Source organism: Acinetobacter chinensis, assembly GCF_002165375.2.
In the GTDB taxonomy this organism is placed as follows: domain Bacteria; phylum Pseudomonadota; class Gammaproteobacteria; order Pseudomonadales; family Moraxellaceae; genus Acinetobacter; species Acinetobacter chinensis.
On sequence record NZ_CP032134.1, the window covers coordinates 1,369,869 to 1,389,060 of the forward strand.

The 19,192-nt window shown below is 42.9% G+C and carries 17 protein-coding genes and 1 tRNA gene; 8 read left to right on the forward strand and 10 right to left on the reverse strand.

Annotated features, from left to right (window positions below; genetic code table 11):
- The first annotated feature begins 16 nt into the window (after positions 1 to 16).
- The 7 genes from CDG60_RS07270 (at position 17) to CDG60_RS07300 (ending at position 7,439) form a co-directional block, all read left to right on the forward strand.
- The gene (locus CDG60_RS07270; protein ID WP_087511425.1) at positions 17 to 2,113 is read left to right on the forward strand and encodes a carbon starvation CstA family protein; all 2,097 of its coding nucleotides are present in this window, start codon (positions 17 to 19) and stop codon (positions 2,111 to 2,113) included.
- Positions 2,110 to 2,412, forward strand: a complete 303-nt coding sequence (locus tag CDG60_RS07275) for a YbdD/YjiX family protein (protein ID WP_087511427.1) — start codon at positions 2,110 to 2,112, stop codon at positions 2,410 to 2,412. Before CDG60_RS07270 ends, CDG60_RS07275 begins: the two co-directional genes overlap by 4 nt.
- Positions 2,413 to 2,545: 133 nt before the next feature.
- Positions 2,546 to 3,469, forward strand: a complete 924-nt coding sequence (locus CDG60_RS07280) for an AAA family ATPase (RefSeq protein ID WP_406565308.1) — start codon at positions 2,546 to 2,548, stop codon at positions 3,467 to 3,469.
- Positions 3,470 to 3,478: 9 nt separating this feature from the next.
- Positions 3,479 to 4,387, forward strand: a complete 909-nt coding sequence (locus CDG60_RS07285) for a DUF58 domain-containing protein (RefSeq protein ID WP_087511429.1) — start codon at positions 3,479 to 3,481, stop codon at positions 4,385 to 4,387.
- A gap of 2 nt (positions 4,388 to 4,389) precedes the next feature.
- The gene (locus CDG60_RS07290) at positions 4,390 to 6,399 is read left to right on the forward strand and encodes a transglutaminase TgpA family protein (RefSeq protein WP_087511431.1); all 2,010 of its coding nucleotides are present in this window, start codon (positions 4,390 to 4,392) and stop codon (positions 6,397 to 6,399) included.
- Between the two features lie 25 nt (positions 6,400 to 6,424).
- Positions 6,425 to 6,501: transfer RNA gene (locus CDG60_RS07295), tRNA-Val, on the forward strand.
- Positions 6,502 to 6,932: 431 nt separating this feature from the next.
- Positions 6,933 to 7,439: a hypothetical protein gene (locus CDG60_RS07300; protein ID WP_087511433.1), complete on the forward strand. Its 507-nt coding sequence runs from the start codon at positions 6,933 to 6,935 to the stop codon at positions 7,437 to 7,439.
- Positions 7,440 to 7,797: 358 nt separating this feature from the next.
- Here the strand turns inward: CDG60_RS07300 and cyoE are convergent, their stop codons facing one another.
- The 7 genes from cyoE to ppsA all read right to left on the reverse strand — a co-directional run bounded on the left by cyoE (position 7,798) and on the right by ppsA (position 16,228).
- Complete coding sequence (cyoE, locus tag CDG60_RS07305) at positions 7,798 to 8,676, reverse strand: heme o synthase (protein ID WP_087511435.1); 879 nt, start codon at positions 8,674 to 8,676, stop codon at positions 7,798 to 7,800.
- 6 nt (positions 8,677 to 8,682) lie between these two features.
- Positions 8,683 to 9,009, reverse strand: a complete 327-nt coding sequence (cyoD, locus tag CDG60_RS07310; protein ID WP_087511437.1) for a cytochrome o ubiquinol oxidase subunit IV — start codon at positions 9,007 to 9,009, stop codon at positions 8,683 to 8,685.
- Entirely contained in the window at positions 9,009 to 9,626 is a 618-nt protein-coding gene (cyoC, locus tag CDG60_RS07315) for a cytochrome o ubiquinol oxidase subunit III (RefSeq protein ID WP_087511438.1), read from the reverse strand. Before cyoC ends, cyoD begins: the two co-directional genes overlap by 1 nt.
- A 4-nt stretch (positions 9,627 to 9,630) precedes the next feature.
- Complete coding sequence (gene cyoB, locus CDG60_RS07320; protein ID WP_087511440.1) at positions 9,631 to 11,625, reverse strand: cytochrome o ubiquinol oxidase subunit I; 1,995 nt, start codon at positions 11,623 to 11,625, stop codon at positions 9,631 to 9,633.
- A 3-nt stretch (positions 11,626 to 11,628) separates the two neighbouring features.
- Entirely contained in the window at positions 11,629 to 12,675 is a 1,047-nt protein-coding gene (cyoA, locus tag CDG60_RS07325) for a ubiquinol oxidase subunit II (RefSeq protein WP_087511442.1), read from the reverse strand.
- A gap of 304 nt (positions 12,676 to 12,979) precedes the next feature.
- A complete protein-coding gene (locus CDG60_RS07330; protein WP_087511444.1) occupies positions 12,980 to 13,768 on the reverse strand; it encodes an RDD family protein in 789 nt (262 codons plus the stop codon).
- Positions 13,769 to 13,849: 81 nt separating this feature from the next.
- Positions 13,850 to 16,228: a phosphoenolpyruvate synthase gene (gene ppsA / locus CDG60_RS07335; RefSeq protein WP_087511445.1), complete on the reverse strand. Its 2,379-nt coding sequence runs from the start codon at positions 16,226 to 16,228 to the stop codon at positions 13,850 to 13,852.
- 155 nt (positions 16,229 to 16,383) lie between these two features.
- Here ppsA and ppsR point away from each other — a divergent pair, with 155 nt between their 5' ends.
- Positions 16,384 to 17,220 (forward strand): phosphoenolpyruvate synthetase regulatory kinase/phosphorylase PpsR, encoded by an 837-nt coding sequence (gene ppsR, locus CDG60_RS07340; protein ID WP_087511447.1) that lies wholly within the window; start codon positions 16,384 to 16,386, stop codon positions 17,218 to 17,220.
- Between the two features lie 404 nt (positions 17,221 to 17,624).
- Here ppsR and CDG60_RS07345 read toward each other — a convergent pair whose 3' ends face one another.
- Genes CDG60_RS07345 through CDG60_RS18520 form a run of 3 tightly spaced genes read right to left on the reverse strand, consistent with a single transcriptional unit; the run spans position 17,625 to position 19,136 of the window.
- Entirely contained in the window at positions 17,625 to 18,182 is a 558-nt protein-coding gene (locus CDG60_RS07345; protein ID WP_087511449.1) for an NAD(P)/FAD-dependent oxidoreductase, read from the reverse strand.
- Between the two features lie 25 nt (positions 18,183 to 18,207).
- A complete protein-coding gene (locus CDG60_RS07350) occupies positions 18,208 to 18,954 on the reverse strand; it encodes a ferritin-like domain-containing protein (RefSeq protein ID WP_264757146.1) in 747 nt (248 codons plus the stop codon).
- Positions 18,861 to 19,136, reverse strand: a complete 276-nt coding sequence (locus tag CDG60_RS18520; protein WP_264757147.1) for a hypothetical protein — start codon at positions 19,134 to 19,136, stop codon at positions 18,861 to 18,863. The genes CDG60_RS07350 and CDG60_RS18520 overlap by 94 nt, the downstream gene beginning before the upstream one ends.
- Positions 19,137 to 19,192 lie beyond the last annotated feature (56 nt).

Genomic DNA, 19,192 nt, shown 5'->3' on the forward strand with positions numbered 1-19,192 from the left:
GATATGAGGGATTGAGATGGAATCTATTCAAACAAAATCCAGTATGACAGCCAAAATCATCTGGTTTTTAGTCGCAATTGTGGGAGCAGTGTCGTTCGGGATTCTCGCTCTCAGCCGTGGTGAACATGTAAATGCGGTCTGGCTGGTTTTAGCGGCAGCCTGTGTCTACAGTATTGCTTATCGTTTTTACAGTCTGTTTATTGCAACCCGCGTTTTTGAACTGAATTCAAGAAGACTGACGCCTGCGCAGCGTCTGGCGGATGGTCTGGATTATGTACCGACCAATAAGTATGTACTTTTTGGACATCACTTTGCTGCAATTGCAGGAGCAGGTCCACTGGTTGGTCCAATTCTGGCAGCTCAGATGGGTTATCTGCCAGGAACGATCTGGTTACTGGTGGGCGTAGTGCTGGCTGGTGCGGTACAGGATTTCCTGGTTCTGTTTATTTCAACCCGTCGTGATGGACGTTCACTGGGTGAAATGGCGAAGCAGGAACTGGGGTCATTTGCCGGTGTAGTGGTCATGCTGGGTGCTTTAGGTGTGATGATTATCATCCTGGCGGTATTGGCACTTGTGGTTGTCAAAGCACTGACAAACAGCCCATGGGGTGTGTTCAGTATTGCCGCAACCATTCCGATTGCGCTGTTTATGGGAATTTATATGCGATTTATCCGTCCAGGTAAAATTGCAGAAGTTTCCATTATCGGTTTTGTTCTGATGATGGCAGCCATTATTTTTGGTGGTGATATTGCACAGCATCCTTACTGGGGACCATTCTTCACACTGACAGGTACACAGCTGACCTGGTGTCTGATTATTTACGGTTTTGTTGCTTCAGTTTTACCGGTCTGGCTGTTACTGGCACCGCGTGATTATCTGTCAACCTTCCTGAAAATTGGTGTCATTGTTGGACTGGCGATCGGTATTGTTGTTGCACTGCCTGAAATGAAAATGCCGGCAGTCACGCATTTTATTGATGGTACAGGCCCTGTATTTGCAGGCTCAATGTTCCCATTCCTGTTCATTACCATTGCCTGTGGTGCGATTTCCGGTTTCCATGCGCTGGTATCTTCTGGAACCACACCTAAACTTGTTGATAATGAGAAAAACATTCGTGTCATCGGTTATGGCGGCATGTTAATGGAATCATTTGTTGCCATCATGGCAATGATCTGTGCGACCGTGCTTGAGCCTGGTGTTTATTTTGCAATCAATGCGCCAGCCGCAGTACTGGGTACAACGGTGGAAAGCGCAGCAGAAGCAGTCAGAAATTTAGGCTTTGTTGTGACCCCTGAAGCGCTGACTTTACTTGCAAAAGAAGTGGGTGAATCGACTATTCTGTCCCGTACAGGTGGTGCTCCGACGTTTGCAATCGGTATGGCGCATATCATTACAGAAATCTTTAACAGCCGTGAAATGATGGCATTCTGGTATCACTTCGCAATTCTGTTTGAAGCACTGTTCATTCTGACTGCTGTGGATGCAGGCACACGTGCATGTCGTTTTATGGTTCAGGATACTGTTGGTATTGTTGTACCTGCACTGAAAAATTCACACAATTTTGTGGGGAATATGATCGGGACTGCGGTCGCTGTTTCAGGGTGGGGATTCTTCGTCTACCAGGGTGTGGTCGATCCATTGGGCGGTATTAACAGCCTATGGCCACTGTTTGGTATCGGTAACCAGATGCTCGCAGCAATGGCACTGATTCTGGGTACAGTCATTCTGTTCAAGATGAAAAAAGAAAAATATGTCTGGGTTACTATTGTGCCTACAGTTTTCCTTTTCATCACCTGTATGACGGCTGGCTGGCAGAAGATTTTTCACGAAAATCCTAAAATCGGTTTCCTGGCTCAGGCAAACAGATTTTCCGATGCAATTGCTAAAGGCGAAATTTTAAAACCTGCGAAAACACTTGAGGAAATGCATACGATTGTGATTTCCAACCAGATCAATGCGGTACTTTGTGCATTCTTCATGATTGTTGCGGTTGTTATGCTGTTGGCTGCAATTGGTGTCATTCGCCGTGCACTGGCAAATCCAGAGCCTACGGTAAATGAAGCTGAAGCAATATACAGCGATGAAATACCTGTTGCTGGAGAAGTGAAATGAAACTGAAAGAGCAGATCCGTCAGAAACTGGCTGTAGGTAAAATCATTAAATTTACACTGCTTGCACAACCGAAAAAGTTTTTAATGCTGAATGGCATCCGAACAATTCAGTTGATATGGCAGCGTTTACAGCAGAGCTTCCGACTGATGGTGGGTGTGCCTGATTATGCCAACTATGTTGAGCATATGAAAAAGCATCATCCTGATTTAAGCCCGATGGATGAAAAAACTTTCCACCGCTATTGTGTTGATGCCAGATATCCTTCAGCTGGTGGGACATTAAAAAAATGCCCTTGTTAAGCCTGGGAATCAGTCTGTAAATTAACTGATTTCTTTGGAAAAAACAGAAAACAGTGTATGTTGAACATGCACTGTTTTTTTATTGGGGAATATTGTGATCTGGGGCGCAAACAGGGTTCATAAAGAGGAATCCATAGATGGGCAGCATCTGCTGCAACAGCAGGTAGATCAATATGCACCTCGTATTCAGCAGTTTCTTCAGCAAATCAACACCATTATTCTGGATAAGGAAAAGCAGACCAGACTTTCATTGTGCTGTCTGTTTGCTGGTGGTCATATTCTGTTTGAAGATTTACCGGGTTTAGGGAAAACAACATTATCCAGTGCGCTGGCTCGTCTGGCTGGGCTGAAGTTCCAGCGGATTCAGTTCACCAATGACATGCTTGCCAGTGATGTCATTGGGGTAAATATGTTTAATCAGAAAGCGCATGAGTTTGAGTTCAGAAATGGCCCTGTGTTTACCCAGATTCTACTGGCTGATGAAATTAACCGTTGCAGCCCGAAAACTCAGAGTGCTTTGCTTGAAGCAATGGAAGAAGGTTTTGTGACTGTTGATGGTGAACGGCATGTCCTGCCAAAACCATTCTGGGTGGTTGCCACTCAGAATCCATTATTTCAAAGTGGAACTTATGCTTTGCCCGAGTCTCAGCTGGACAGATTTCTGATGCGTTTATCACTGGGTTATCCATCCCGAGCCGCAGAGAAACAGCTTCTTCAGCAGGGTAAACGCCATGATTTAATTCCTGCATTGGCTCATGTATTTAATGAGCAGGAAATACTTGAACTTCAGACACTGACTGAACAGATTTATACCGGCGATGCCGCACTGGATTATCTGCTGAATCTTGTCGAGGAGAGTCGTAAGAACAGACATGGCTTATCGACCCGAGGTGTGCTGGCACTGAAGAGGGCAGCTCAGGCGCATGCATTGATTGAGCAGAGAACCTTTGTGACAGCAGATGATATTCAGGCAGTATTTGTTGCAGTGACTGCACATAGAACAGGATTGTCAGATGATGAAGCAAAAATGCTGATGCAGCGGGTTTCGGTCAGCTAGGGTGCAGTCATGTTAAAGCGCAGATGGCAAAAGTGGATCTCAGGCCGGTTTCAGGTACAGGATCATAAAGTTTTAAAGCAGAATGATATTTTTGTTTTTATCTGGCAGCAGGGGTTTTTATACCTGGTACTGATTCTGATTACTTTTATTGCAGGTGTAAATTATGCCAATAACCTGATTCTAGGCTTTTGCTTTCTGATCAGTGCTGTTTTATGTGTCAGTTTCTATCTGACTTTTAAACAGTTGCATGAGCTTCAGATAGAACTGAAAGCAATGGATGTCAGTCAGGTCGGTCAGCCAGTGATAATGACACTCTATTTTAAACAGCCACGCTTACAGCAGCGTTATCTGTGGATACAGGCAGGTGAACAGCTTGAAAAAATAAAAATATCCGAGCTGAGTGAGCATATAGAACTTCATTTTCATGCAGCAGACAGAGGTCTGTTTCAATATCCGGATATCCGTCTGTATTCACTGTATCCACTCGGACTGGTGAGGGCATGGACCTATCTGTTTATACAGGCTGAAACATGGGTTGCTCCGAAACCACTCAGTCACAGTACTGAAAATAAAAAGTACCGTCAGAGCTTTCAGCCAGATATGGATGAATTTCGTGAGTTGCGTGCTTTTCAGGATGGCGACTCATTACAGGCTGTTTCCTGGAAACAGGCGGCACGTGGTCAGGGGCTGTACATCAAGGTATTTGAGCAGTATGAGGATCAGAGAAAAATAGAAATTCATTATTCGCAGATGCCGGCTTTTTCACATGAAGAAAAGCTCAGTATGATGATGGGTATAGTAGAGCAATGCGAGCAGGAGCAGCATGCTTATGCCATGTATCTGCCGAAAGCAGAGCTTGCTGCAGGTGTGGGACTGAATCAGCTGAATCAGGCAAAGCTGCTACTGGCGCAGGCTTAAACATGAATTTATCAATAAGAAACTCCGCGACTCTGACTTTAGTGCTTATTCTGCTGGCTCAGGTCATGTTCAGTCCCTGGATATTCAGCCTGATACTGGTGCTGATGAGTCTGTATTTCTACTACAGCCAGCGTAAACAGGATAGCCATATTTCAAAAAAATGGACCTATCTGCTGACTGTACTGGCATTGCTGAGTATTTTTTTCAGTTATAAAAGCTTTTTAGGTGTCGATGCCGGTGTTGCGACCTTAACCACTTTTCTTTTTGCAAAGGCACTGGAAACAAGGAATAGACGGGATCTGATTATTCTGTTTAATTTCGCACTTTTTGTCTGTGCCAGTTATTTTCTATACAGTCAGTCGATGTGGATGGCTGTTATGGTGGTGTTGTGCCTGGTCAGCTGTCTGATCGGTCTGTACAGAATTCAGACCACGGAATTTATTCAGCTAAAAAAGGGGACTCATACATTTCACCAGGATCTGAAAGATATCCTTAAATTTATTGGCTTTGCATTTCCATTTTTTTTACTGCTTTTTCTGTTTTTCCCTCGACTTCCGCCGCTGTGGTATATCCCCGTTCCAGATTCCAAAGGGGTGACGGGTCTGAGTGACAGAATGTCACCTGGAGATATTGCAGAACTCTCTCAGTCGAGTGAGCTTGCATTCCGTATCAGTGGAAATATTCAGAAACTGCCGCCTCGACATGAGCTGTACTGGCGGGCAATGGTACTGGACGAATATGATGGAGTGACCTGGACATCGGGGTTTATCAATCAGCAGCCCATGAGACTGATTGAACAGCCGACCCAGAATCTGTTGCAGTATCAGTATATTCCCGCAGACCCACAGCAGAACTGGGTTATGGGGCTGGAAAAATCATTACCGGCTACGGACAGATATCAGTTGAAGCAGGACTGGAGTATCAGCCCGTCAGGACTGCGGGGTGCCACAAAATCTATTCCTCTGATCTGGATTGGTACACAGGGAAATAATACTGCATCACGTGAAACTGCCAATGCCATGATGCTTAGAACTGCTACTGCAGTACCTGTTGCTGGTGATGAGCAGTCCAGACAGTTTGCATTAAAACTGTTTAAGCAAAGTGGAAATGATCCTGAGGTTTATATCAGCAATGTGTTGAAATGGTATCAGACGCAGAGGTTTGTCTATACATTGAGTCCAGGGCGACTGGGACAGAACCGTGTGGATGAGTTTCTGTTTAAAACTAAACAGGGTTTTTGCGAGCATTATGCATCCAGTTTTGCAATGTTGCTGCGTTATGCAGGTATTCCATCCAGGATTGTGGTTGGGTACCAGGGCGGTGAAGCAGCACCAGATCTGAAAAGCTGGGAGGTGAGACAGATGGATGCTCATGCATGGACTGAAGTCTGGTTGCATGGGAAATGGGTGCGATTTGATCCAACCGCTATTATTGCTCCGCAGCGTATAGATCAGGGCATGCAGAATTTAATCAGTGATCAGAGACAGATACTGGGAGAAGGAACGGCTGAATGGAAATATCGGCAGCTTCAAATTTTACGGAATATCAGAATCTGGAGTGATTATGCGAGCTATCAGTGGCAGAGCAAAGTTGTCGGGTATGATGCAGCAGCTCAACAAAGCTGGTTACAGCGGTTTGGACTGCATTCATCTTATTCATTAGCCGGTATTTTAGTAACAGCAGTTGCTTTACTCGCATTAATTTACGCAGCATTTATTTTTTTTAAAAGTCGGGTACAGTTGAGTTCAGATGATCTGCAGGTGCAGAATCTGTCCAATGCATTGTCTGAGCCATACCAGCGGTTGCCAGCTGAAACGGTGACACAATGGCTGACCAGACTGGCACAAGAGGTCGTAGAAAGTGATAAAGCTATATTTGCTGAAGCAGCATCTGTTTATGCTGAAAACAAATTTGGTGATATAAGCATCAGAAAAGAAAAGAAATTTAAGATTTTGATTAAAAGATGCACATACGTTCTGAAAAGTCAGGAAAAAGCTTGTTTTAAAAAATAAAACTGAATATCATGCTTCTCACATTAGGTTTATAGCTCAGTTGGTTAGAGCGCTACGTTGACATCGTAGAGGTCACCAGTTCGAATCTGGTTAAACCTACCAGAATTTGATGGTATATCAGTATATTAAAACCCACTAATTATTAGTGGGTTTTTTTATTTCAGCTTTTTTGTGTGTAAATTATTGTCAGGTATTTGTGCAGGATACATCTGATGATCAGTCAGTACTGTGTGAGTTATGGAGAGAAATAAAACCGGTCAGGTGACAGGATTTTAATTTTTGCTGTTTGTCAGCATAAATGTCGCCGGTTTTTAAATTAAGGCACATATATTTGATCGGCTACATAAGAAAAAAATAAGAGTAACTCCTTAAAAAATCATAATTTTATGTGGGGGGAATTACTGGAATAGTCACTTTTTACAATTAATTCTTAAACTGAATTTGTATAAAATTGATTTTGTATCAAAAACTTAACGTGATTTATGTATTCTCATTATTGTAAGGGTTGTGGAAAGCATTTCTATTCGGTCAGTATGAATGATAACTATTGTGCAGCAAATTGTGCCTCAAGTCATATAAATTATAAACGGCAACAGGCTGCAGATCAGGAGAGTTTAAGGTCGAACCGTAATTCAGATGCTGGAAATTATCATTCTGGCGGGGCTCAACCCGCGATTCCTATAGAGCTGATAGTAATAGGTACTGCTGGTTACTTTGTATGGGAAGTAATAAAGAGATGGGATGAATTTGAGCCTGTTACGCGCCATATTTTACTTATATTCCACTATATTTTTTATAAACCACTTTATTTCAGCACCAGTATTCATTCGTACTTAACCGAGGTGGATCAGCTCAATGAACTGGGTGTCTGGTTCTTTTTCGTCAAATGGTTTGCAATCATTTTTTATATTATGTTTGTCTTTTCTTTTTATATTGTAATCATTGAGGCTCTTAATAAGAAAGGCTTAATGTGGCTTTGGATTTCTGTCTTAATTTCGCCAGCAATTACACATGGGATCTGGTATTTTTTTATCAGATAAATAATGTGATATCTGTATTTTAAGCAGGATATTCAGATTTTCACTGAAGGGGGATCTGATGATTTTATTTCTTTGAGTGAAGTACCTGTAGCTTGTACTGTATCTGGGGGGATTTGATCACATGTTTAAACTTTTTATGAGCATCTGGAAGTTATTGCAGGTTTGAGTATGCATTAACTCAGAGCCATTGGTTTCAAAAATGTATATCTCAAATTCTGATGGCATTGTACAGATAGAAGCAGCCGATTATATGGAGAGGTTCATGTGGAGTGATCGGAAAAGTAAGTGCAGTGTTTGAGTTATTTTGAGCTGAAAACTGGATTGTAAATAAAAAAGATAGAGCGGACTCTATCTTTTTTTAAAAAATAGGTAAGTGTGGTGCAGGGGAGACATAACTGAAGCTGAAGCTGAAACTTAGTGCTGTAATTAAAATGACAGAGTATAAGAAATAGCGTTTAGCCCAGATCTGATCATTTTCAGCTTTGAAGCCAATGATGGACAGATAGACCCAGTATGCACACATCAGGTTAAAAATAATCAGAAAAAATATATTGGTATAGCCAAAACAATATAGACCATTCAACACTGCTGCAAAAAGCACAACATAAATCAGACTTTCAACTTTGGTCCGATGGATGGAGCGGGCAACAGGCAGAATAGGAATTCCTGCATTTTTATAGTCATTGAAACGGTAAACAGCAATTCCCCATGAATGTGGCATTTGCCATAGTGCATAAGCTAAGAAAATCAGCAGTGCAGCAACATCAAATTCATTGGAAACAGCGGTATAACCGATGACAGGTGGGCTTGCACCAGAAATACTGCCAATCACTGTCTGGTGAATGGTGGTGCGCTTGCTCCACAGGCTATAAAAAATAACGTAAACCACAAAACCAAGAGCAGCAAAACCAAAAGCGTATGCATTGACAAAAAACCACAGCAGGGCAAAGCCTGCAATTCCAAGTATTGCTGAGAAAGTCAAAGCAACAGATGGGCTGATGGTTTTTTTGACCAGGGCGCGATTCATCGTCCGTTCCATCTTTTGATCAATATCCTGATCAATGACGTTATTGACGACACAGCCTGATGCAACAACTAAGGTTGTACCCAGTAGTGTGATAAGGAGAAGAAGGAAATCTACAGACCCCTGAGCGGCTAAGAAGAAGCCGCCCAGAGTGGTAACGAAGTTACCAAAGAGAATTCCTGGCTTAGTCAGGAATAGATATTTTTTCAACATGACACCCTAGAGCATCATGTTTGAATGTAGGTAGTTCATGATCCATACAGAACCAATCAGTAGAACCGCAATACACATGATCGTATAAACGAATGCAATTACGTTCCAGCGCTGTTCGGATGATGAGTTCATGTGCAGGAAGAAAACCAACTGTACAAGAACCTGAGCAACAGCAGTAATTGCAATCGCTGCAACTACAACACCGCGGTCAATACCACCTGCCATCACCATCCCGAAAGGGATGATGGTTAACAGGACAGATAGGATGAAACCAATAGTGTATTGCTTTACATTGCCGTGCGAAGCACCAGCTGCGTTATGTTCATGACTCATTAGAGAACTCCCATCAGGTAAACTACGCTGAATACACAGATCCAAACGATGTCAAGGAAGTGCCAGAATAAGCTCAGGCAAGCAAGACGGCGGGTATTAGGAAGTGTCAGACCATTTTTCTTGATCTGATACATCAATACCAGCATCCATACAAGACCTGAAGTTACGTGAATACCGTGTGTACCTACCAACGCAAAGAACGAAGACAGGAATGCACTTGTGCTAGGACCGTGACCAGCGTGAACTAAATGATTGAATTCATAAAGTTCCATACCGATAAAGGTTGCACCGAATACCCATGTAATTGCCAGCCACATAATCACCTGGCTGACATTTTTCTTATATGAAGCAAGAACTGCAAAACCAAATGTTACAGAAGAAATCAGGAGTGCAAAAGTTTCTACAAGAACGAAACCTAAAGACTCACCAAATAATTCTTTTGCACTTGGCGTACCTGGTGGAACATGACCACTTAATACAGCGAACGCGATGAAGAGTGTACCGAATAAAATCAAGTCACTCATCAAGTAGGTCCAGAAACCAAAGACGGTCAGATCAGTATCATCGTGATGATGATCGTCATGTCCATGGTTGTCGTGATGAAGTACTTCAGCCATATCCTTAGTCCTTCTTCAAGTGTTTTTCAAGTAAAGCATAACGTTCGTTTTCGATGCGTTCCACTTCAGCTGCAGGAACATAGTAGTCCACTTTTTTCGTGAAAGAACTCACGATGAAGCTGATGATAGCACCAATGAACGTAGCGATAACCAACCACCACACATGCCATACTAAAGCAAGACCCATTACAGTAATGAACATTGCAATTACGAAGCCAGCAGCACGGTCAGTCGGCATATGAATATCTTCATACTTCGTTGGACGAGCGTATGCTACACCATTCTCTTTGTCGTTCCAGAAAGTATCAATACCATTGATTTTTGGAAGTTCAGCAAAGTTATAGAATGGAGCAGGGGATGAAGTAGCCCATTCAAGTACACGGCCATCCCACGGGTCACCTGTGTGATCCATGTTTTGTTCGCGTTGTAAGAAGCCTACAACAACCTGCATGATGAAGCAGAAGATACCAATTGCAACAAGGACAGAACCGAAGAGTGCAATAGCAAGGTACGGATCCCATTCTGGGTTGTCATATGTATTCAGACGACGGGTCATACCCATGAAACCAAGGATATAAAGCGGCATGAATGCAAAGTAGAAACCGAAGAACCAGAACCAGAAAGATGCTTTACCCCAGGTCTCATTCAGTTTCCAGCCAAACATTTTCGGCCAGTAGAAAGTGATACCTGCAAACATTGCAAATACTACACCACCAATAATAACGTTATGGAAGTGAGCGATCAGGAATAAAGAGTTGTGTACCAGGAAGTCCGCAGGCGGAACAGCCATTAATACACCAGTCAAACCACCGATACCGAAAGTCACAAGGAAGCCCAGTGTCCAGTACATTGGTGATGTGAATGTAATACGACCCTTATACATAGTGAATAACCATGAGAAGATTTTCACACCAGTAGGAATCGCAATAACCATGGTCATGATACCGAAGAACGCGTTAACGTTGGCACCAGCACCCATTGTAAAGAAGTGGTGAACCCATACTACGAACGCAAGTACTGTGATCGCGATGGTTGCATACACCATTGATTTGTAACCGAACAACGTTTTGCGTGCAAAAGTTGAAACGATTTCAGAGTATAGACCAAATGCAGGCAATACAAGGATATATACTTCTGGGTGACCCCATGTCCAGATCAGGTTCACATACAGCATTGGGCTACCGCCCAGGTCATTTGTGAAGAAGTGGAAGTCGAAGTAACGGTCCAGAGTCAGCATTGCAAGCGTTGCTGTCAGAACAGGGAATGATGCAATGATCAGTACCGCTGTACATAAAGCAGTCCAGGTAAAGATAGGCATGTCCATAAGACCCATGCCAGGCGCACGCATTTTAATGATGGTAACGAAGAAGTTAACACCAGTCAGAAGCGTACCAAGACCTGAAACCTGAAGTGCCCAGATGTAGTAGTCCACACCCACACCAGGAGAATACTGAATACCTGAAAGAGGAGGATATGCCATCCAGCCAGTTGCAGCGAATTCACCCAGTACAAGAGAAGCCATCATCAGACCCGCAGCGCCGGCAAACAGCCAGAAGCTCAGGGAGTTCAGTAATGGGAATGCTACATCACGTGCACCAATCTGAAGAGGTACAGAGATGTTCATCAAACCTACAACAAGACCCATTGCCACGAAGAAGATCATGATTACGCCATGCGCAGTGAAGATCTGATCGTAATGGTCAGGGTGTAAGTAACCTTCGCCGCCACCTTTAGCAAGGAACAGCTGAAGACGCATCATGATTGCATCTGCAAAACCACGCACAAGCATGACTACAGAAACAAGGATATACATGATACCGATTTTTTTATGGTCTACAGAAGTAAACCATTCGTTCCATAGGTATCCCCATTTTTTGAAATAGGTGATACCACCAAGAATTGCAATCGCACCAATTGCCATGATGATCATGGTAATAAGTACAATAGGTTCCTGGTATGGGATAGAGTCCCAGTTTAGTTTACCGAATAATACTGACATGTCTTATTCCTCTACTGAAGCAGTTGCATGTTCAGCAGCATTGGCAGTTCCATGAGCAGCATGGTCATCACCATGGTAGTTACTCATGTATGTTCTGATAATGCCATCGAACAGGTTAGGCTCAACTGAAGAATAATAAGTTACAGGATGAGGCTTAGTAGGGAATGGACCTTTACGTTCAGCTTCTTCTGCAAGGGCTTTTTCTTCTGGGGTGTGAGCATTTTTGACCATAGCTTCAATCTGGTGCTTAGAACGGTCACCATCTTTAAGCGCAGCCAACTCTGCTTGATCCAAAACAGGTTTCTGTACTGCTTCTGCATTTACAGTAGTACCGTTACCTGCTTTAACAGCTGCAACCCAGTTGTTGAAGTCGGCTTCAGTGACGCTGTGTGCTTTAAAGCGCATCTGCGTGAAACCGTAACCACTGTAGTTGGAAGAGAAACCACGGTATACACCGGTTTCATCTGCCAGCATGTGCAGCTGAGTTTTCATGCCTGCCATTGCATAGACCTGACCTGCCAGCTTAGGAATGAAGAATGAGTTCATTGTAAAGTTGGAAGTGATCTGGAAATTGACAGGAGTCTGCTCAGGGAAACGAACTTCGTTAACAGTTGCGATCTGCTGTTCAGGATAGATAAAGATCCATTTGAACTGCTCAGCAACAACCTGAACGGTTAGTGGTGCTTTCTCTGACTCAATCGGACGGTAAGGATCATATTCATGTGAACCTTTCCATGTTAAGTAAGCAAGAATAGCAATAATAATGACGGGAATACCCCAAACTACGATTTCAATAGTAGTTGAGTGTGCCCAGGTAGGTTTATAGTCTGCATCTTTATTCGACGCGCGATATTTCCAACCAAACCAAACAGCCATGAGTATTGACGGAATTACGACCAATAGCATCAGGTAGATCGCAGTCATCATGAGGTTACTTTGACCTTCAGCAACTGGACCTTTAGAGTTTAGAAGTACCATATCACCACCACACCCAGTTAAGAGTGCAGCAATCGTAGATAAAGACAATACAGCTAAAATCGTTTGTCTCATTTTACAACCTCGGTGAAGAGTCCCATTCCCTATATAAATATGGGATAGCGATTAAAGTGTCGCATGATTGGAAATGTATTTTCTGTAAACACGGAAAAACCTTCCCAATCATGAGACACCGCTACGTTGTAGGGGATTATGCCTTATATCGACAAACTAAGCTATACATAAAGACGCTTTAAATAACTGTTATAAAACCTGATTTTTTTACTCGGAATTAAAAATTTTTATGAGAATTTTATTGTAATATCAATTAAGTGTGTATTTCAGGAGATGGCTTTTCTCCTGAAATACAGCTGTGTTTTTATTGTTTTATAACTTTTGTTTTAGCCAGTCGGTCATGCAGCGTCTGACGTTTTTGCCCAAGTCCAAATGCATAATCTGCAATTGTGATAAAGGGTACCAGGAACAGGTTCAGTACAATAAACAGAACTGTCCGGATGGTAAATACCCGCATCAGGCTGACCTGACCGGCTGTATCTGCATCTACAATTTTAATGCGCAGCATCTTTTTCCCGATGCTTTGTCCCTGACGGGCAAGTAAAAAAGCCTGTAAAGCCAGCATGATGAACAGATAAATACCTATCATGATGAAAGCTTCATTCGGAATCATGGCAATCAGCTGATGCTGAAACTGTACAGCCTGTTCGGAGTTTGTTGCTGACTGCATCTGTTTTTGCAGAGCAGTTAACTGTTCAAGCTGTTCGGGCTTGAAAAAGAATGACGGAATAGCAAAGGCAGGGAACCAGAGAAACAGGTCTATAATTTTTGCCAGTACTCTGGAGTTGATGGATGCCAGTTCAGAGCTTTCTGCTGCTGGTCTGTTACTGAATCTGCCTGTGGTTGAACTGGTTTGTGCAGTTTCGCTGTTTGATGGAATATTCTGCTGGCTGAAAATATCAGTAGTTGTCTGCATGACAGGTTCATAGACCAGTTTACCCTGAGTGAGTTCACCCAGCGCCTTCCATTCAGTCATCCCCTGGTGCCATGCAAGATCAGTTAACAGAATCTGCTGACTTGCCAGCATCTGATTTAACTGCTCAAGGGTATATGGTCCAGCTTGTTGATTGTTACGTGCCAGGTAAATATGCATAAAACTAAAATCTCAAAAACGTAAATAAGAGTATAGATGAAAAAAAAGACCCAGATGTGGGTCTTTTTTTAACACAGATTCTTAAGCTTGTTGAGCTTTTTCTTCAGACAGGAAGAACCATGTGTCTAAAACTGAGTCTGGGTTCAGTGAAACAGATTCAATACCCTGTTCCATTAACCATTTTGCAAGATCAGGATGGTCAGAAGGACCTTGACCACAGATACCTACATATTTTCCTGCTTTACGGCATGCATGAATTGCCATGGAAAGTAATGCTTTAACAGCAGCATCACGCTCGTCAAACAGGTGGGAAACGATACCAGAGTCACGGTCCAGACCAAGTGTTAACTGAGTCAGGTCGTTAGAACCGATAGAGAAACCATCGAAGTGTTCAAGGAACTGTTCAGCAAGTAACGCGTTGGTTGGCAGTTCACACATCATGATTACTTTAAGGCCATTTTCGCCACGTTTAAGACCGTTCTGACCAAGTAATTCAATGACACGTTTAGCTTCAGAAACAGTACGTACAAATGGAATCATGATCTGAATGTTGGTCAGACCCATTTCATCACGTGATTTTTTCAGTGCACGGCATTCAAGTTCGAAGCAGTCACGGAAGTTATCTGATACATAACGGCTCGCACCACGGAAGCCCAGCATTGGGTTTTCTTCTTCAGGTTCGTACAGTTTACCGCCAATCAGGTTCGCATATTCATTTGACTTGAAGTCAGACATACGGACAATGACGGGTTTGTCAGCAAATGCAGCAGCCAGAGTTGAAATACCTTCAACCAGTTTTTCTACATAGAATTCGATTGGAGATGCATAGCCAGCAGTACGGGCAAGAACAGCAGCACGTGTTTCACGTGGCAGGCTGTCAATGTTCAGCAATGCTTTAGGGTGAACACCGATCATGCGGTTAATGATGAACTCAAGACGTGCAAGACCAATCCCTTCGTTAGGAATCTGAGCGAAATCGAATGCACGGTCAGGGTTACCCACGTTCATCATGATTTTGAACGGTAGTTTAGGCATGGATTCAATAGAGTTGCGCTGGATTTCAAAATCCAGAGAACCTTCATAAATAAAGCCTGTGTCACCTTCAGCACAGGATACAGTCACTTCCTGACCATCAGTCAGTACTTCAGTTGCATTACCGCAACCAACGATTGCAGGTACGCCTAATTCACGTGCAATAATTGCAGCGTGACAGGTACGACCACCACGGTTAGTGACGATTGCTGCGGCACGTTTCATCACTGGTTCCCAGTCTGGGTCAGTCATATCTGATACAAGAACGTCACCCGGCTGTACTTTGTCCATTTCTTTAATGGAAGTCACAATACGGACTTTACCAGAACCGATACGCTGACCGATTGAACGACCTTCACACAGAACAGTACCTTTCTGTTTCAGCAGGTAGCGTTCCATTGTGCCGACATTTTCACGGCTTTTTACAGTTTCAGGACGAGCCTGAACAATATAGATCAGACCATCATCACCATCTTTTGCCCATTCGATATCCATCGGAGCCTGGTAATGTTCTTCAATAATCAGTGCCTGTTTAGCCAGTTCCTGAAGTTCATGATCGTTTAATGCAAACTGCTGACGATCAGCTTTTTCAACGTCAACAACTACAACAGATTTACCTGCTGAACCTTCTTCGCCATAAATCATTTTCTGATGTTTGGAGCCAAGGTTACGGCGCAGGATCGAGTGTCTGCCAGCTTTTAAAAGTGGTTTTGAAATATAGAATTCGTCTGGGTTGACAGCGCCCTGTACAACCATTTCACCGAGACCATAAGAAGCGGTAATGAATACAGCATCACGGAAGCCTGATTCTGTATCCAGTGTGAACATTACACCAGCCGCACCTGTTTCAGAGCGAACCATACGCTGAATACCAGCAGAAAGGGCAACGATGTCATGTGCAAAATTCTGGTGCACACGGTATGCAATGGCGCGGTCATTATACAGTGATGCAAAAACTTCCTTGATCGCGATTAATACGTTATCAATACCACGGATGTTCAGGAAGGTTTCCTGTTGCCCTGCAAAAGAAGCATCAGGTAAATCTTCTGCAGTTGCAGAAGAACGTACAGCAACCGCAATGTCAGCGTTGCCACTTGAAAGCGCAGTGAAAGCTTCGCGAACTTCTTTTTCCAGTTCTGCTGTAAGTGGAGTGTCTACAATCCATTTACGAATTTTTGCGCCGGTTTCTGCAAGTGCGTTGACATCTTCAACGTCAAGTGCAGCAAGTTCAGCATTAATTTTAGCGTTCAGGCCACTTTGCTCGAGAAATTCACGATACGCATCAGCAGTGGTAGCAAAACCACCTGGTACTGATACACCGGCATTTGACAGGTGACTGATCATTTCACCCAGTGATGAGTTTTTCCCACCTACGAGTTCAACGTCGTGTTTCCCTAATTTTTCCAGACCAATTACGCGCGCTTCCAAAGTTGTTACTCCACTTTTGCAGTATTAATCACTATCTTGGCATTAAATTATAACAAATTCGCCCGGCTTTTTGCTTTTACCAGGGGACAGTTATCTAAGATCAGTTTACTATAAAGATTATATAGCACTTAGACAAATATTTAAGGAGAATTTTAATGTCAGAAGGTAAACAGATTCAGCGAAGTGTATTTTTTGTTTCCGATGGTACTGCCATTACCGCTGAAACCCTTGGACACTCGCTGTTAGCACAGTTTCCAAATGTTAATTTTGACATTCATATTATCCCTTATATCAGCTCGGAAGAGGCTGCAATGAACGTGGTTGCAGAGATCAATCAGCGGGCTGAAAAAGATGGTCAGTTACCCCTTGTATTTGATACCCTGGTAGACCCCGATGTCCGTGAAATCATCAATACGGCAAAAGCGGTAAATCTTGATGTTTTTGAAGGTCTTATTAGTAAATTGTCTGATGTTCTGGGCACTGCTCCTACAACTTTAGTCGGACAGACGCATGCAGTGACTGACTCTGAGTCTTATAAATCAAGAATTGATGCTGTTCATTTTGCACTGGATAATGATGACGGTGCCCGTACACGTCATTATGACAAAGCCGATCTGATTCTGATTGGGGTATCACGTTCGGGTAAAACTCCGACTTCAATTTATCTGTCATTACAGTTCGGTATCCGTGTGGCGAACTATCCTCTGACTGAAGAAGATCTGGACGATAACCGTCTGCCAGCCGTTCTGAAGGCACACAAGCATAAACTTTTTGGCTTAATGATTGATGCTGAGCGTCTTGTGGCAATCCGTACTGAACGTAAAGCGAACAGCCGTTATGCCAGTTTCAGCCAGTGCCAGATGGAATTGAGAGCGATTGAGGGTATTTATATTTCAGAAGGTATTAAATATCTGAATGTGTCTGAGATGTCGATTGAAGAAATTTCAACCCGTATTTTACAGATGACAGGTCTGAAACGTCGTATTGGATAAGCCTGTTTTGATTGTCAGGATGGCTTTCGGTGTCAGGGCAAAATTTATTTTGTCCTGGCAGATTGATTAATAAAATATTCATCAGTCAGATAAATAATGTATAAAAAACTGTCTGAAATTTGCACCGTAAAAAATGGCTTTAAAAAAGTCTGTCTGATTTGTGAACAGTGGAATAATAATTCTGTAGATGGTTGCTCATTTTTTATTTAAATCATTAAGCGAAATTTTAATATTGAAGCTCTGAATGATTCAGATTGATCATTATAAAAATGACATAAAGTCCGAAAAGGGCAGTTCAGTTGATCTGCTGCTGTATTAAAAAATCAGGTATTGATGGTATTAAAAAAGAGGCATTTATCTGCCTCTTTTTTATTGTTCCACTGAGATACTGGCAAGTGGTTGAATCAATAGGTGGTGATAATAATATCAACCAGGTGCTCAATGCCTTCCATGCTCTGTACTGCATCTGCGCTGATTTTAACCACAGGCCAGGTGATCAGTTTACAGTTTTCCTTTTGCAGAGCGGTGTAATAGCTGTCCGATTTAAGAAAAACCTTATTTGCAGCTGCGACATTTGGCGTCAACTGACGTCTGGTCCAGGCATCCTGAACCTGTGAATCCAGATAGCGTAAAGCGAGCAGACTTTTGACACGGCTGTTGAACAGTCTTCGGTTTTTGATCACTAAAGGATGATTGATCAGTTTTTGCAGTCCCCGTTCGGTATTGGGCAGCACAAAATGTGGTGTGATCTGAAACACTTTGATGAACTGAGCAGACTGGCTGATCAGTTCCAGGTGAGTGACTGTATGCTGGTCAGCACCAATGACGGCAACTTTTTTATCTTTAAAGTCCGTCTGTTTGATGTCATGTGAGGGAATGATTTTACCTCTGAACTGCTCAAAAAATTCGGCAGTGTTCTGAAATATTCCGTGCACATTTACTTCCTGTTTTTTTATGGCCATGATCGTTCCTGTCATCATTTTTGTTTTATTGCGTTGCTTTTGGTTCAGCTGTTAATTCATATATCCAGGATGGTATCTCAGGTAAAGATTTTTCTGGAATCTGGTCAGTCACTTTTACCATTGCATCAATTGGCATGTGGAACCATTTTTTATTACGGTCAACGACATTTTTACCGTGGAACTGAATAATCTGGAACCAGGGGTTACGGCGTCCTTCAGCAGTACGACCACCGATGCGGGAAAATTTATTCATCGCGGCGTACAGTTTTTCTTCTGGTAAGCCAAGTTTAATCACGTTATCGCGCATTTTATTAATGAGAGGAAGATACGCCAGAATACCCAACAGCATGCGTGGATCAAGTACACGGGCTGCCATCTGTCCCAGTTCTATCACGGTTTTATTGATGCCCTGTGTTTCCATGACACTGAAACCAACACCTAAATGTCGTGCTTCATCACCATTGATCAATTCAAAAGCCTGGTGACAGACCGGATCGTCAACGGTATCAAGCAGGAATGTACACAGCGCGCCATCGAGGGCAACTTCCAGCATAGGAATCACAGCACCTAATACATAAAAGGGCATATCATCTGCATAGGTATCCAGCCATTCAATAATTAAACGCAGATTTTTATTGGGTCTGGGAATGTCACCTTCAAGCATGCCCCAGCGTTTCATCAGTGCCATTTCAGCATTGGCATGACGCTGTTCTTCAGCATGGAAAATGGCATACATTTCACGGAGTGTTTCAGTCGGTGCTTTTTTTGACATTGCGGAAAATGCACGGGCTCCTCATGTTCAATCCACATCAGATCTGCCATGAAGTCTTTCAGTTTCGGCCATTGTTCAGCAGTGACCAGCTCACGACCTGGAGCATCCCAGTCAATGTCAGATAAAGTCCATTGGGAGTTTTTGACTTTATCCAGCATACGTTCAAGATCAATAGAAGCCATAATTTACATCCAGCAGGATTATGTTTGTCTGAAACAGTTTATGAGTTTGCAGAATG

What these genes read in the sequence shown, in the direction of transcription:
- CDG60_RS07345 (WP_087511449.1), bottom strand. Translation starts at nt 18,182, where the DNA reads ATGGCCATAAAAAAACAGGAAGTAAATGTGCACGGAATATTTCAGAAC.
- CDG60_RS07350 (WP_264757146.1), bottom strand. Translation starts at nt 18,954, where the DNA reads ATGTCAAAAAAAGCACCGACTGAAACACTCCGTGAAATGTATGCCATT.
- cyoC (WP_087511438.1), bottom strand. Translation starts at nt 9,626, where the DNA reads ATGGCTGAAGTACTTCATCACGACAACCATGGACATGACGATCATCAT.
- cyoD (WP_087511437.1), bottom strand. Translation starts at nt 9,009, where the DNA reads ATGAGTCATGAACATAACGCAGCTGGTGCTTCGCACGGCAATGTAAAG.
- CDG60_RS07270 (WP_087511425.1), top strand. Translation starts at nt 17, where the DNA reads ATGGAATCTATTCAAACAAAATCCAGTATGACAGCCAAAATCATCTGG.
- CDG60_RS18520 (WP_264757147.1), bottom strand. Translation starts at nt 19,136, where the DNA reads ATGGCTTCTATTGATCTTGAACGTATGCTGGATAAAGTCAAAAACTCC.
- ppsR (WP_087511447.1), top strand. Translation starts at nt 16,384, where the DNA reads ATGTCAGAAGGTAAACAGATTCAGCGAAGTGTATTTTTTGTTTCCGAT.
- CDG60_RS07275 (WP_087511427.1), top strand. Translation starts at nt 2,110, where the DNA reads ATGAAACTGAAAGAGCAGATCCGTCAGAAACTGGCTGTAGGTAAAATC.
- cyoE (WP_087511435.1), bottom strand. Translation starts at nt 8,676, where the DNA reads ATGTTGAAAAAATATCTATTCCTGACTAAGCCAGGAATTCTCTTTGGT.
- CDG60_RS07300 (WP_087511433.1), top strand. Translation starts at nt 6,933, where the DNA reads ATGAATGATAACTATTGTGCAGCAAATTGTGCCTCAAGTCATATAAAT.
- cyoB (WP_087511440.1), bottom strand. Translation starts at nt 11,625, where the DNA reads ATGTCAGTATTATTCGGTAAACTAAACTGGGACTCTATCCCATACCAG.
- cyoA (WP_087511442.1), bottom strand. Translation starts at nt 12,675, where the DNA reads ATGAGACAAACGATTTTAGCTGTATTGTCTTTATCTACGATTGCTGCA.
- CDG60_RS07285 (WP_087511429.1), top strand. Translation starts at nt 3,479, where the DNA reads ATGTTAAAGCGCAGATGGCAAAAGTGGATCTCAGGCCGGTTTCAGGTA.
- CDG60_RS07330 (WP_087511444.1), bottom strand. Translation starts at nt 13,768, where the DNA reads ATGCATATTTACCTGGCACGTAACAATCAACAAGCTGGACCATATACC.
- CDG60_RS07290 (WP_087511431.1), top strand. Translation starts at nt 4,390, where the DNA reads ATGAATTTATCAATAAGAAACTCCGCGACTCTGACTTTAGTGCTTATT.